Origin of the sequence: Streptomyces tauricus (assembly GCF_014650955.1) — a bacterium.
GTDB lineage: Bacteria > Actinomycetota > Actinomycetes > Streptomycetales > Streptomycetaceae > Streptomyces > Streptomyces tauricus.
This window is the reverse complement of record NZ_BMVY01000031.1, coordinates 40,849-54,855: the sequence shown is the minus strand read 5'-3', so window position 1 is coordinate 54,855 and position 14,007 is coordinate 40,849. Positions and strand designations below refer to the sequence as shown.

The window sequence follows — 14,007 nt, the reverse complement described above, 5'->3', positions numbered from 1 at the left end:
TGAGACCGGATGGTGATCTCGCGTGACGGTGACGATCTAGAGTGATCGACGTGTCCGAGCAGCACGCCCCCCGGTCCCTCATCGTCACCTTCTACGGCGCCTACGGCCGCTTCGCCCCCGGCCCCGTACCCGTCGCCGAGCTGATCCGGCTTCTCGCCGCGGCCGGCGTGGACGCCCCCTCCGTACGGTCGTCGGTGTCCAGACTCAAACGCCGCGGACTGCTCCTGCCGGCCCGTACAGCGGCCGGCGCCGCCGGGTACGTCCTGTCGCCGGACGCGCGACAACTCCTCGACGACGGCGACCGCCGGGTCTACGCGGCCTCGCCGCCCGAGGACGACACCTGGGTCCTCGCCGTGTTCTCCGTGCCGGAGTCCGAGCGGCAGAAACGTCACGTACTGCGCTCACGCCTGGCCGGCCTCGGTTTCGGAACGGCCGCCCCCGGCGTGTGGATCGCCCCGGCCCGCCTCTACGAAGAGACCCGTCACACCCTGGAACGGCTGCGCCTGGACGCGTATGTGGACCTGTTCCGCGGCGCGCACCTGGGGTACGCGCCGACCGCCGAGGCGGTCGCGCGCTGGTGGGACCTCGCCGGGATCGCCAAACAGCACGAGGCGTTCCTCGACCGGCACGCGCGCGTGCTGCACGAGTGGGAGAGCAGGGCCGACACCCCCGAGGAGGAGGCCTACCGCGACTACCTGCTCGCCCTCGACTCCTGGCGCCACCTCCCGTACACCGATCCGGGACTGCCCCCCTCACTGCTGCCCCCGGACTGGCCCGGCGCCCGCTCCGCCGCCGTCTTCCGCGCTCTGCACGAGCGGCTGCGCGATGCCGGGGCGGTCTTCGCGGGTGCGCCCGGGGACGCCCCCAAACCCGAACCCATGTGACGTGCGACACAAACCCAGTCGCTAAGGCAACGCTCAGGTCGCTCAGTCCCTCTTCTCATAATCCTTACTTAGCGTCGGGACGCATGAGTCTGATGGGCAATCTGAACCGGGCGCTCTCCGCCACCACCGGCCTTCAGGTGCGCCGGGCCACCCCCGCCGCGCCGCCGCAGCCGAACAAGGCCGGGGCGAAACCCGGCAAGCGGCCCACGCCCGTGTACCGATGTCCGGCCCCCGGAGATCTCGCCACGGACCGGTTGCTGCGGCGGCCGGTCTTCATCATGTCTCCCGTACGCTCCGGCTCGACGCTGCTGCGGATGCTCCTGAACGCGCACCCCCGGCTGCACTCCCCCCACGAGCTGCACATCCGCCGCCTCGAGGTCGACTTCGGCAGCAGGCTCTCGCGGCGCGCCATGAGCGCCCTCGACCTGGAGCGCGGCGACCTGGAGCATCTGCTCTGGGACCGGGTCATGCACCGCGAGCTGGTCAGGTCGGGCAAGGACGTCCTGGTCGAGAAGACGCCCAGCAACGCTTTCGTCCACCGGCGCATCCGGGACTGCTGGCCCGACGCCCGCTTCGTCTTCCTGCTCCGCCACCCGGTGTCCATCGCCCGGTCCTGGCACGAGGGCGACCCCGACAAGCGGACCTTCGACGAGGCCGCGGCCGACGCCCTGCGCTACATGAAGGCCGTCGACAACGCCCGCAACGCGGCCACCGCCGGCCACGGGGACCACGAGGACCACGAGGACCACGAGGACACTGACAGCCACGGAGGCAACGAGAGTCACGGGGGCCACTACACCCTGCGCTACGAGGACCTCACCGCCGACGCCGAGAAGGAGATGCGCGGCCTCTGCGCGTTCCTCGACGTCGGCTTCGAACCGTCGATGCTCGACTACGGCCGCCGCGACGACACCCAGGTCGTGAAGGGCCTCGGCGACTGGCGGGACAAGATCCGTACCGGCCAGGTGCAGAGCGGACGCGCGCTGCCCGCCGAGGACGAGATCCCGGAGCTGCTGCGGCCCATGTGCGCGGCCTGGGGATACAGCTCGTGAAGCCGCACGCCGAGATAGCGGAGGTGTGGCCGCGCGACGGGCGCGTGCGGCTCGTCGGCCGCATCCACGGACGGTCCGCCGAGGGCGACTGGCGGCTGCTGCTCACCCGCCGCGGCCACACCGGCCGCCCCCTCGACTACCCCGCGCATGTGAAGGGCGACCGCTTCGAGGGTGAACTGCCCATCGCCGACCTGATGACGCCGGACCCCGTCGGGATCGAGGAGTGGGACATCCATCTCACCGACGGCGAAGCCCGGTTGAGGGCCGGACGGCAACTCGACGACATCCACGGCAAGAAGAAGATCATGGTCTTTCCCGAGCAGCACGTACGCGGTCTGCGCGTGCGCCCGTACTACACGGTGAAGGACAACCTCTCCCTGGAGTGCCGTACCGGAGCCGCCTCATGACCGGCCATCAGACCGCCGGACACCGGACGGACGCGACCGGACGGCCGAAGGTCCGCTATCTCCTGCTGCACGCCTACGGCCGCGGCGGCACCATCCGTACGGTGATGAACCAGGCCAACTCCCTGGTGCAGGCGGGCTGGGAGGTCGAGCTGGTGAGCGCGCTGCGCCGCCGGGACGACATCCAGTTCCCGCTCGACCCGCGCGTCCGCGTCAGCACGGTCGTCGACCTGCGCGAGAGCGCCCACTCCCCCGGCCAGGGCGTGACCGGCCGCTGGCGGGACTGGCGCCGCGGGCGGCTGACCGAGCGGCCCGCACGGCACATCCCGTCGGGCGAGTTCGGCTACCGGTACTTCAACCGGTACGTGGAGCAGCGGCTGATCGCGTACCTCTCCTCGCTGTGCGACGGCATCCTCGTGACCACCCGGCCCGCGCTCAACTTCCTCGCCGCGGAGCACGCGACGGGCGGCGTGGTGCGGGTGGCGCAGGAACACATGAACCACGGCACGCACAAGCGTGATGTGCAGCGACGCATCCGGGAGACCTACTCGCGCTTCGACGCGGTCGCCGTCCTGACGGAACGGGACCGCGAGGAGTACGAGCAACTGCTGCCCGGAACCCGGGTGGTCCGCATCCCCAACGCCGTGCACTCCCTCGACCAGATCCCCTCGGACCACCGGTCGAAGATCGCGGTGGCGGCCGGGCGGCTGTTCCCGCAGAAGGGCTTCGACCTGCTGATCCCCGCGTGGGCGAAGCTCGTCGAGGCCTACCCCGACTGGCAGTTGAGGATCTACGGCAGCGGCGAGAAGAAGACCGAGCTGCGGGCGCTCATCGAGGAGCACCACCTCTACAACCATGTGCTCCTGATGGGTCACACGGACCGCCTGGACGACGAACTCGCCAAGGCCTCCTTCTACGTACTCAGTTCACGCTTCGAGGGACTGCCGATGGTGATGATCGAGGCGATGAGCCACTCGCTGCCGGTGGTGGCCTTCGACTGTCCGACCGGACCTTCGGACGTACTCACCCACGGCGTCGACGGCCTGCTGGTACCGCCCGAGGACCCCGAGGCGCTCGCCGCGTCCATGGCCAAGTTGATGGGCGACCGGGCGCTGCGCGCCGACATGGGCGTCGCGGCCGTGCTGACGGCGGCCTCGTACGGGCCGGACGCGGTGCACCCGCGCTGGGAGGCCCTGTTCAGCGAACTCGGCGGCAAGCCCGGCAACGGCCACGGTCACGGCCTCGCTCCCGGGATCTCCCCCGACTCCGACCTCCCCGAACCACGGCACCGCACCGCGGACGCCGCGAAAGGACACCACGCATGACCACCACGGCAAGGGGCCGTCAGAAGCCTCCCACCGCCCAGGGGGCCACGGTCTGGCTCACCGGGCTGCCGAGCGCGGGCAAGACGACGATCGCCCGCTTCCTCGCCGGCCGGCTGCGCGCCGAGGGCCATCGCGTGGAGGTCCTCGACGGCGACGAGATCCGCCGCTTCCTCTCCGCGGGACTCGGTTTCTCCCGCGAGGACCGCAACACCAACGTGCAGCGGATCGGCCTGGTCGCCGAGGTGCTGGCCCGCAACGGCGTCCTCGCCGTCGTCCCCGTCATCGCCCCGTACGCCGACAGCCGCGAGGCGGTGCGCAAGCGCCACGAGGCGAGCGGGACGCCCTACATCGAGGTGCATGTCGCCACACCCGTCGAGCTGTGCAGCGAGCGCGATGTGAAGGGCCTGTACGCGCGGCAGGCCGCCGGCCGGCTGACCGGGCTCACCGGGGTCGACGACCCCTACGAGCCCCCGCTCGACCCGGCGCTCGCGCTGGACACGCGGTCGCAGACGCCCGAGGAGTCGGCCGACTCGGTGCACGCGGTGCTGGCGGCCAGGGGGTTGGTGTGAGTACCACGACGACAGTGCCGGCGACGACGACTGTGCCGGCGGCAGCGGAGGCCGTGCGCCCGTACGCCCTGAGCCACCTGGACGCGCTGGAGTCCGAGGCGGTGCACATCTTCCGTGAGGTGGCGGGCGAGTTCGAGCGGCCGGTGGTCCTCTTCTCCGGCGGCAAGGACTCCATCGTCATGCTGCACCTCGCGCTGAAGGCGTTCGCGCCCGCCGCGGTGCCCTTCTCCCTTCTCCATGTGGACACCGGACACAACTTTCCGGAAGTCCTGGACTACCGGGACCGCACCGTCAAGAAGCATGGGTTGCGGCTCCATGTGGCCTCCGTACAGGAGTACATCGACCGTGGTGTGTTGAAAGAACGTTCCGACGGGACCCGCAACCCGCTGCAGACGCTGCCGCTGACGGAGAAGATCCAGGCCGAGCGCTTCGACGCCGTGTTCGGCGGCGGGCGCCGCGACGAGGAGAAGGCCCGCGCCAAGGAGCGCGTGTTCTCCCTGCGGGACGAGTTCTCCCAGTGGGACCCGCGCCGCCAGCGTCCCGAGCTGTGGAACCTCTACAACGGCCGCCACGCCCCCGGCGAGCATGTCCGGGTCTTCCCGCTGTCCAACTGGACCGAGCTGGACGTGTGGCAGTACATCGCCCGGGAGGGCATCGACCTGCCCGAGATCTACTTCGCGCACGAACGGGACGTCTTCCAGCGCGCCGGCATGTGGCTCACCGCCGGCGACTGGGGAGGACCCAAGGACGGCGAGACGGTGGAGAGGCGCCTGGTGCGCTACCGCACGGTCGGTGACATGTCCTGCACGGGTGCGGTCGACTCCGACGCCACCACCCTGGAGGCCGTGATCACCGAGATCGCCGCCTCCCGGCTCACCGAGCGGGGTGCCACCCGTGCCGACGACAAGATGTCCGAGGCCGCGATGGAAGACCGCAAGCGCGAGGGGTACTTCTAGCCATGACGAGCACCATCGAGCCCACCGAGCCCATCGAGCCGCTGTCGGTCGAGCAGCTGTCCGAGACGACGCTGCTCCGGTTCGCGACGGCCGGTTCCGTCGACGACGGAAAGTCAACCCTCGTCGGACGCCTCCTCCACGACTCCAAGTCGGTCCTCACCGACCAGCTCGAAGCCGTCGAGCACGCCTCGCGCAACCGCGGCCAGGACACCCCCGACCTCGCCCTGCTCACCGACGGCCTGCGCGCCGAACGCGAACAGGGCATCACCATCGACGTCGCCTACCGCTACTTCGCCACCGCGAAAAGGCGCTTCATCCTCGCCGACACCCCCGGCCATGTGCAGTACACCCGCAACATGGTCACCGGCGCCTCCACCGCCGAACTGACGATCATCCTCGTCGACGCCCGCAACGGAGTCGTCGAGCAGACCCGCCGCCACGCCGCGATCGCCGCCCTCCTGCGCGTCCCGCACATCGTGCTCGCCGTCAACAAGATGGACCTCGTCGGGTACGAGGCGAAGGAGTTCGACCGGATCGTCGAGGACTTCGCGGGCCACGCCGCCGAGCTGGACCTGCCGGGCTTCACCCCGATCCCCGTGTCCGCGCTGACCGGGGACAACGTGGTGGAGCGTTCCGCGCGCACGGACTGGTACGAGGGCCCCGCGCTGCTCGCCCATCTGGAGTCCGTCCCGGTCGGCGGCGATCCGACCGGCGCACCCGCCCGTTTCCCCGTCCAGTACGTGATCCGGCACGGGGAGGCCCGTCACTACGCGGGTCAGTTGGCCTCCGGCTCACTGCGCGTGGGCGACCGCGTGACCGTCCACCCCTCCGGCGGAACGTCCGCGATCGAGGGCATCGACGTACTCGGTGAAGAGGTCCGCGAGGCGTACGCGCCGCAGTCGCTGACCCTGCGCCTGGCGGACCACCTCGACGTCTCCCGCGGCGACATGATCACCAGTGGGCCGGACGCGCCCGCGCTCACCCGGGACGTCCGGGCCGCCGTCTGTCATCTGGCCGACCGTCCGCTGCGTGTCGGCGACCGTGTCCTGGTCAGGCACACGACCCGCACGGTGAAGGCGATCGTGCGGGAGCTGACCGCGGGTGAGGCCGGGCTGACCGCGAACGATCTGGGCCGGATCACCCTGCGCACCGCCGAGCCGCTCCCGCTCGACGACTACGCCGACTGCCGCCGCACCGGCGCGTTCATCCTGATCGACCCGGCGGACGGGGCGACGCTGACGGCCGGGATGGTCGACCTGGGCGGGGCGGACGCCGCCACGGTCTGACCACGATCCGAGCAGAGCCGTACGAGGCCGGGCACCGAGCGACAAGGTGCCCGGCCTCGCGCTGTCCCGGGAGCAAGGGGCTGCGGGGGCGCAAGAGGCTGCCCGGGGGCAGGAGACCGGTCACCCGCACCGGTCACCGAGTCACGACTCTTCGATAGCTCGGTAACGGCGGGAGCAGTCCGCGGGGGCCGAACCGTTCCCCTGGGTAGACAGCTCATCCGGGCAGACAGCCCATCCGGGTGGACGGCCCATCCGGATGGACAGCCCGAAACCGGGCCGAACGTCCTGAAAAAAGCCCACCGAGCGCCTCTGTCGGGATGCGACGTACCATTCCTAAAGTTGAAAGCAGGACATCCTGCTCCATGAACGGATCCGCCTTGCACGAGCCCCACGCCCCAGCCTCCTGGCGCATCGCCCTGCCGCACACCGTCGCGGCGGTGCCCGTCGCCCGCGCACTGGTCCGTACCGCGCTGGCGGAGATCGAGCTGACCGCAGACTGCGACACGGCGGAACTGCTCACCGCCGAACTGGTGGCCAACGCCGTGGAGCACACCAGAGGCGACGCCCCCATAGAGCTGGTCGTGGAGCTGCTGCCCACCGGATGCCAGGTCGAGGTGCACGACCCCGACCCGTCCCCGCCGGGCGACCTCACGATCCCCGATCCGTCGTGCGAGCCCGACCCCTGGCAGGAGCACGGCCGCGGGCTGCTGCTGATCCGCACCCTCAGCTCATCCTGCGGCCACCGCCCGACGGAGTCCGGCAAGGCGGTCTGGTTCCGGCTGCCGGTCGTACCCCACCAGCGCAGGCCCGCCTGACAGGGCACAGGACTCACAGCTCAGGGACCAGGCCCCAAGGCTCACGGCAGGGCCCGGTACGGGGTTCAGGACAGCGTCGCCACCAGGACCGCCTTGATCGTGTGCAGCCGGTTCTCCGCCTCGTCGAAGACGACCGAGTGGGCCGACTCGAAGACCTCGTCGGTGACCTCCAGGCAGTCCAGCCCGTGCCGCTCGTGGATCTCACGGCCGACCTTGGTGCCCAGGTCGTGAAAGGCGGGCAGGCAGTGCAGGAACTTGACGTCCGCGTTGCCGGTGGCCCGCAGGACGTCCATCGTCACGGCGTACGGGCCGAGGTCGGCGATGCGCTCGTCCCAGACCTCCTTGGGCTCGCCCATCGACACCCACACGTCCGTGGCGACGAAATCGACGCCCAGGACCCCCTCGGCGACCTCCTCGGTGAGCGTGATCCGCGCCCCGCTGCCCACGGCGAGCTCCCGTGCCTGCGCCAGGACCTCCTCGGCCGGCCAGTAGTCCCTGGGCGCGACGATCCGTACGTCCATGCCGAGCAGGGCGGCGGTGACCAGGTAGGAGTTGCCCATGTTGAGGCGGGCGTCGCCCAGGTAGGCGAAGGCGATCTCGTTCAGCGGCTTGTCGCAGTGCTCGACCATCGTGAGCACGTCGGCCAGCATCTGGGTCGGGTGCCAGACGTCGGTGAGGCCGTTGTAGACGGGCACCCCGGCGTGGGCCGCCAGCTCCTCGACGCCCTCCTGGCTGTCCCCCCGGTACTCGATCGCGTGGAACATCCGGCCGAGTACCCGCGCGGTGTCCTTCACGGACTCCTTGTGCCCTATCTGTGAACCGGACGGGTCGAGATACGTGGTCGACGCGCCCTGGTCCGCGGCGGCGACCTCGAAGGCGCAGCGCGTGCGTGTCGACGTCTTCTCGAAGATCAGCGCGATGTTCCGGCCCCGCAGGTGCTGGGTCTCCGTCCCGGCCTTCTTCGCCGCCTTCAGCTCGGCGGCGAGCTCGATCAGGCCTCGGAACTCCTCCTGAGTGAAGTCCAGCTCCTTCAGGAAGTGTCGGCCGGCGAGGGCGTACGAAACTGTCGCCATGAGGGCGCTCCAGGGTTACGTAAACAGGGACTCTTGGAATTCTATACGACGCCCCACATTTCTATACGGCCCCCTTTTCCGCACGACTCCCGCTTCCATGTGCCCCCGTTCCGTCCGCCCCCCTCCGTCCGACCCCGCTTCCGTCCGCCCCCCGCTTCCGTCCGGGCCGGTCAGCCCGCGGGCACGGCGTCCCGCTGGACCGGGCAGCTCATACAGCGCGGGCCGCCCCTCCCCCGTCCCAGTTCGCTGCCCGGGATCTCGATCACCTCGATGCCCTGCTTGCGCAGATGGGTGTTGGTGGTCTGGTTGCGCTCGTAGGCGACGACGACGCCCGGCTCGACCGCGAGGACGTTGCAGCCGTCGTCCCACTGCTCGCGCTCGGCGGCGTGCACGTCCTGGGTGGCGGTCAGCACCCGGATCCGGCTCAGCCCGAGCGCGGCGGCGATCGCGCGGTGCATGTGCTCCGGCGGATGGTCGGTGACCTTCAGCTCCTTGTCGCCGACGCCCGGTTCGATGGTGTACGAGCGGAGCATGCCGAGCCCCCCGTACTGGGTGAAGGTGTCGCCGTCGACCATCGTCATCACCGTGTCGAGGTGCATCAGGGCCCGCCTCTTGGGCATGTCGAGCGCCACGATGGACTGCGCCGAGCCGGTGGCGAAGAGCTTGTGCGCGAGCATCTCCACGGCCTGGGGTGTCGTCCGTTCGCTCATGCCGATGAGCACGGCGCCGTTGCCGATGACCAGTACGTCGCCGCCCTCGATGGTGGACGGGTAGTCGGCCTGCCCCTCGGACCACACATGGAAGGTCTCCGCACGGAACAGCGGATGGTGCCGGTAGATCGCCTCGAAGTGCACGGTCTCGCGTCTGCGCGCGGGCCAGCGCATGGCGTTGATGGAGACGCCGTCGTAGATCCAGGCGGAGGTGTCGCGGGTGAAGAGGTGGTTGGGCAGCGGCCCGAGGAGGAAGTCGTCGAGGTCCATGACGTGGAAGCGCACGGACGTCGGCTCGGGGTGCGCCTCCAGGAACTCCCGCTTGGTCATCCCGCCGACCAGCGCCTCGGCCAGCTCGCCCGCGGGCAGACCCTCGAACGCGGCCCGTAGGTGGTCCGTGGCGAGCGGCCCGTACTCCTTCTCGTCGAAGACCCTGTCCAGTACGAGCGACCGGGCCTCCGGGATGGCCATGGCCTCGGTCAGCAGGTCTCCGAAGAGGTGGACGGTGACGCCGCGGTCGCGCAGGACGTCCGCGAACCCGTCGTGCTCCGCGCGCGCCCTGCGCACCCACAGCACGTCGTCGAAGAGGAGGGCGTCCTTGTTGCTGGGGGTGAGCCTTTTGAGCTCAAGATCCGGCCGGTGGAGGATGACGCGGCGCAGCCGCCCGGCTTCGGAGTCGACGTGGAATCCCATGACTCCATCCTGACCACCCCGGGGCCGCTTGACCCACCGCTCGGCGGTTTCTTCGCCCACTCGTTCGCTTTCACGCCCTCACCACCCCCACCCCTTCTTTAATAGTCCTCTTGACTATAAAGAGGCGAACTGGTTATCGTCGAACAGACGACAAACGAGGGGGAACGAGGGAATCCGATGGCCGACATCACCCGGCGCCTGGGCTGGCGCCACCTGCGCGGCGCGCCGACGGCGCACATCCGGCACCACCGCGGCACAGAACTGCTGCACGACGGCCCCGGACTCAGCTTCTGGTACCGCGCGCTGAGCGCCGCGCTGTCCGAAGTACCGGTGGACGACCGCGAGTTGGCGATGACGTTCCACGCCCGTACGTCCGACTTCCAGGACGTCGCGGTGCAGGCGACCGTCACCTACCGGGTCAGCGACCCGGCGCTGGCCTCCGCGCGCCTGGACTTCTCCATCGACCCCGACACCGGGGTCTGGCGGGGCGCGCCCTTGGAGCAGCTGGGCACCCTGCTGACCGAGTCGGCCCAGCAGCACGCACTGGACGTACTGGCCCGTACGACCCTGGCGTCGGCGCTGGTCGACGGCGTGGCGGCGGTACGGGAGCGGGTCGCGGCGGGACTGGGCGCGGAGCAGCGGCTGCCGGCGACCGGCATCGAGGTGGTCGCCGTACGCGTGGTGGCGCTGCGTCCGGAGCCGGAGGTGGAGCGGGCCCTGCGCACACCGGCCCGCGAGCAGATCCAGGAGGAGGCGGACCGGGCGACGTACCAGCGGCGGGCCGTGGCCGTCGAGCGGGAGCGGGCGATCGCCGAGAACGAACTGGCGAGCCAGATCGAACTCGCGCGGCGCGAGGAGCAGTTGGTAGAGCAGCGCGGTACGAACACGCGCCGCGAGGCGGAGGAGAACGCGGCGGCGGACGGGGTACGCGCCGAGGCCGAGGCGGCCCGCACGGTGAAGCTGGCCGGGGCGGAGGCCGAACGGTCCGTGCAGCTGGCGGACGCCGAGGCCAGGCGGACCGAGCGGCTCGCCAAGGCGGAGGCCGAGCGGACGGTACGGCTCGCGGACGCCGAGGCGAACCGTGCCGTGCGGCTCGCACGGGCGGAGGCGGAGGCCGCGCGCGAGGTCGGGGAGGCGCGGGCGCAGGCCCAGGCCGCCTGGCTGCGGGTGCACGCCGACGTCGACGTCAGCACGTTGCACGCCCTGACCGGGTCGCGGCTCGCGGAGAACCTGCCGAGCATCGACAGCGTGACCATCTCGCCTGACGTGCTGACCGGCCTGCTGACCAAACTGGGTGTCCGGGACGGGACATGAGCCTCGCCCCACGGATCGTGCTGGTCCACCGCACCACGGAGTACGAGGAGTTGGTGGCCCACCACGGCACGCACGGACAGGCCGCCTTCTTCCTGTCCTCCCGGGGCCGGGACATCGAGGAGGTCGCCGAACGCCACCGCCGCACCCGGCGCGCGCTGACGGACGTGACCTCCGCGATCCCCCTGACATGGCGTCAGAGCCGGGTGGAGCGGGGCGATCTGGACCGCTTCCTGTTCGCACCGGAGGACGTGGTGGTCGTGGTCGGCCAGGACGGCCTGGTGGCGAACGCCGCCAAGTACCTGACCGGGCAGCCCGTGGTGGGCATCGACGCGGACCCCGGCCGCAACCCCGGCGTCCTGGTGCGCCACCGCCCGGGGGACGCGGCCAGGCTGCTGCCCGCGGCGCTGGCCACCGGAACGGGGGTGGACGAACTCACCATGGTGGAGGCGGTGGCCGACGACACGCAGCGACTGCTCGCCCTGAACGAGATCTACCTGGGCGCGGCCGGCCACCAGACGGCCCGGTACCGCCTGGGCGTCGAGGGAGGCGGTGCCTCCACGGGTGACGGGGGCGTCATGGAGGGAGGCGGGGCTTCCACGGGTGGCGCAGGTGTCGTCGAGGGAGGCGGGGCCCTCACGAGTGGCGCAGGTGTCGTCGAGGCGCAGGCCTCCTCCGGGGTGCTGGTGGGCACGGGGACGGGGGCGACGGGGTGGATCAGGTCGGTGTGGCAGGAGAGGGGCAACCCCCTGCCCCTCCCCCGCCCCACGGAGGACCGCCTGGTGTGGTGCGTCCGCGAGGCCTGGCCGTCCCCGACGACCGGCACATCACAGGTGGCGGGCCAGCTGTCGGCCACCTCCCACCTCACCCTCACCGCCGAATCCGAACGCCTGATCGCGTTCGGGGACGGGATGGAGGGGGACGCACTGGAACTGACGTGGGGGCAGTCGGTGCGGGTGGGGGTGTGCGGGCGACGGCTGCGGTTGGTGGGCTGAGCACGACTCGCCCCACTCGGCCGCGCACCTCACCCGGCCGCTCCCCGCACCGCACCGCTCAGCCGCTGGGCAGCGGCTGGAGGAGTTCCGGGCGGGCCAGCATCCGGCGCCCGGAGCGGCCCGGTTCGAGGGCGGCGCGGGCGACGATCCAGCCGGCGAGAACGTGCGGGTCGGCCGGGTCAAGGGCCAGGGCCTGGGCGTACGCGGCCATCGCGGCAGCCGGGTCCCCGGCGGCGAGGTGCTCGTCGGCGGTGCGGGGCACGCGCGGCCGGGCGGCGAAGGCGTGGGTGCGCAGGTCGGGCCAGGGATCACGGTCCGTACGGAAGCGGGACGTCTCCGCCCCGCTCCCCCTGCGCCACGCGGCCCCACCCTCCTGCGCCTCCCCGCCCTCGGGGGACGGTGCCTCGGGGGGCGATCCCTCGCGGGGCGGCACGACGTTGCGCAGCCGCCATTCGGTGCGGTGCAGCATGGCCGCGGTACGGGCGCGCGCCCGGGCCGCCGGGTCCACGGGTTCGCGCAGCCAGCCGTCGAGGGTCCGGGCGAGACCCGTGACGATCCTGCGGCCGGGAGCGGTGAGCCGGCCGCTCAGCTGCAGCGTGCGCACGACCAGGCGGGTCTGCGTGCGCCGCAGGGCGAAGTGGTAGGCGGCGACCGCTGCCTGCTCCTCGTGCTCGGCGTCCGCCATGCGGTCCCGCCAGAACCCGCTGACGCCGGTGAACGCGTAGACGCCGTGCAGCAGACCGGTGAGGTGGCGCGGGTCGGGCCGCCAGGGCGCGTAGTAACGCTCCTCCCGGTCGTCCTCCACCAGCGGGAAGAGGTGGAGGAGGGCGGCGAGTTTGCTGTGCTGGAACTCGTGGACGAGGATCTCGGCGAGGACCGGCGCGGTGGCGGGGCGTGAGATGTTCATGGCGCCGAAGGCGTCACCGCTAGACGCTGATCCCCGCACTCCCGGCCGCACCGGGGGCATGGTGCTGGTGCGGCCCCACGGTACGACGGACCGGATCACGGCGGGGTCGAGCCGCCCGGGGCCGTGCCCGCCGTCCGGGTTGGCGAGGATGCCGACGGCGTCGTCGAACAGTTCCTGCCACGCGGAGGCCTCGTCCGCGTCGAGCCTGGCCGGGGGTATCGGCTCGTCGAGGTCCCGGTAGGGATCCAGGTCGTCGAGGGGGATGGAGACGGAACCCGAGGCCGTGACGTGGGTGAGGGTACGCAGCGGAATCCAGTGCGCCTCGGCCGGCGCGGGGGCCCGCACGGGGGTCGACACTCCCTCGGCGGCTGCCGTCGAGGGGGGCGGTGCGTCCAGGACGCGCACGGGCACAGTGGCGGGCCGGCAGCGGACGGAGTCGGCCCGCCCGTCGGATTCCGTCCCGGTCAGGGTCAGTTCGCCCGCTCTCGTACGGGCCCGGCCGACGGTCGGACCGGGTTCCGCGGCGGGCAGGCGGACCAGGCCGAGGCCGGGCAGGTTCAGCGCGCCGTCGGTGAGGGGGACGAGGAGTTCCGCCTCCGTGCGCGCCCGTAGCGCCGCGGCGACGGCCAGAGCACTCAGGTGTCCGGCCTCCACCCACAGGGGCGGACCCACCGCGGTGCCGTGCAGACGGCGCAGCATATGGGCCAGCCAGCCGCCGGTGGCCGGTGCGAGCAGCAGTTGTTCGACCTGCTCGGGGGCCCGGCCGGCTGCCTCCTTGAGGGTGCGCCAGGCCTCGGCCGGCGGGTTCAGCGGGGTGGAGATCCCGTCGACGCTGGCGAGGAGGGTGCGCAGGAGCAGCAGTCGACGGGCCCGTTCGCCCCGTTCCAGGAAGGCGAGCGCCTCGGCCGAGCCGCCCCCGACGGCGAACTCGGCGAAGAGGCGGTCCGGCATCCGGAGGGGCCGCCCAGCGTGCTGCTGGCTCGTCATGCCAGGTGACCTCCGATGGTGAGTGCGTTCGTCCTTCCGT

General features: G+C 71.5%; 13 protein-coding genes. 10 read left to right on the top strand and 3 right to left on the bottom strand.

The features are described 5' to 3' along the window. Nucleotides 1-41: 41 nt before the first annotated feature. The 8 genes from IE278_RS32905 (at nucleotide 42) to IE278_RS32870 (ending at nucleotide 7,291) form a co-directional block, all read left to right on the top strand. Nucleotides 42-884 carry a PaaX family transcriptional regulator gene (locus tag IE278_RS32905; RefSeq protein ID WP_189777581.1) on the top strand — a complete coding sequence of 281 codons (843 nt, stop codon included), beginning with the start codon at nucleotides 42-44 and terminating at the stop codon, nucleotides 882-884. Between the two features lie 83 nt (nucleotides 885-967). Continuing rightward, entirely contained in the window at nucleotides 968-1,936 is a 969-nt protein-coding gene (locus tag IE278_RS32900) for a sulfotransferase family protein (RefSeq protein ID WP_189777579.1), read from the top strand. Next, nucleotides 1,933-2,343, top strand: coding sequence for a hypothetical protein (locus IE278_RS32895; RefSeq protein ID WP_189777577.1), 411 nt, complete (start codon nucleotides 1,933-1,935; stop codon nucleotides 2,341-2,343). The genes IE278_RS32900 and IE278_RS32895 overlap by 4 nt, the downstream gene beginning before the upstream one ends. Further along, nucleotides 2,340-3,665, top strand: coding sequence for a glycosyltransferase family 4 protein (locus IE278_RS32890; RefSeq protein ID WP_189777575.1), 1,326 nt, complete (start codon nucleotides 2,340-2,342; stop codon nucleotides 3,663-3,665). Before IE278_RS32895 ends, IE278_RS32890 begins: the two co-directional genes overlap by 4 nt. Further along, nucleotides 3,662-4,234 (top strand): adenylyl-sulfate kinase, encoded by a 573-nt coding sequence (gene cysC / locus IE278_RS32885; protein WP_189777573.1) that lies wholly within the window; start codon nucleotides 3,662-3,664, stop codon nucleotides 4,232-4,234. Before IE278_RS32890 ends, cysC begins: the two co-directional genes overlap by 4 nt. Next, nucleotides 4,231-5,190 (top strand): sulfate adenylyltransferase subunit CysD, encoded by a 960-nt coding sequence (gene cysD, locus IE278_RS32880; RefSeq protein WP_373312151.1) that lies wholly within the window; start codon nucleotides 4,231-4,233, stop codon nucleotides 5,188-5,190. Before cysC ends, cysD begins: the two co-directional genes overlap by 4 nt. A gap of 2 nt (nucleotides 5,191-5,192) precedes the next feature. Continuing rightward, nucleotides 5,193-6,476 carry a sulfate adenylyltransferase subunit 1 gene (locus tag IE278_RS32875; RefSeq protein WP_189777571.1) on the top strand — a complete coding sequence of 428 codons (1,284 nt, stop codon included), beginning with the start codon at nucleotides 5,193-5,195 and terminating at the stop codon, nucleotides 6,474-6,476. A 362-nt stretch (nucleotides 6,477-6,838) separates the two neighbouring features. Further along, a complete protein-coding gene (locus IE278_RS32870; RefSeq protein WP_189777563.1) occupies nucleotides 6,839-7,291 on the top strand; it encodes an ATP-binding protein in 453 nt (150 codons plus the stop codon). A 65-nt stretch (nucleotides 7,292-7,356) separates the two neighbouring features. On the opposite strand, the gene argF is transcribed toward IE278_RS32870, so the two are convergent. Further along, nucleotides 7,357-8,364 carry an ornithine carbamoyltransferase gene (gene argF / locus IE278_RS32865; RefSeq protein ID WP_189777561.1) on the bottom strand — a complete coding sequence of 336 codons (1,008 nt, stop codon included), beginning with the start codon at nucleotides 8,362-8,364 and terminating at the stop codon, nucleotides 7,357-7,359. Between the two features lie 170 nt (nucleotides 8,365-8,534). Continuing rightward, nucleotides 8,535-9,767: an arginine deiminase gene (locus IE278_RS32860; RefSeq protein WP_189777560.1), complete on the bottom strand. Its 1,233-nt coding sequence runs from the start codon at nucleotides 9,765-9,767 to the stop codon at nucleotides 8,535-8,537. Between the two features lie 177 nt (nucleotides 9,768-9,944). Here IE278_RS32860 and IE278_RS32855 point away from each other — a divergent pair, with 177 nt between their 5' ends. Together IE278_RS32855 and IE278_RS32850 are read left to right on the top strand one after the other, a co-directional pair. Continuing rightward, on the top strand, nucleotides 9,945-11,081 hold the full coding sequence (locus IE278_RS32855) for an SPFH domain-containing protein (protein ID WP_189777558.1): 1,137 nt from the start codon (nucleotides 9,945-9,947) through the stop codon (nucleotides 11,079-11,081). Continuing rightward, the gene (locus tag IE278_RS32850) at nucleotides 11,078-12,073 is read left to right on the top strand and encodes a hypothetical protein (protein WP_189777556.1); all 996 of its coding nucleotides are present in this window, start codon (nucleotides 11,078-11,080) and stop codon (nucleotides 12,071-12,073) included. Before IE278_RS32855 ends, IE278_RS32850 begins: the two co-directional genes overlap by 4 nt. A gap of 58 nt (nucleotides 12,074-12,131) precedes the next feature. Here the strand turns inward: IE278_RS32850 and IE278_RS32845 are convergent, their stop codons facing one another. Further along, a complete protein-coding gene (locus IE278_RS32845; protein WP_189777554.1) occupies nucleotides 12,132-13,967 on the bottom strand; it encodes an HEXXH motif domain-containing protein in 1,836 nt (611 codons plus the stop codon). Nucleotides 13,968-14,007 lie beyond the last annotated feature (40 nt).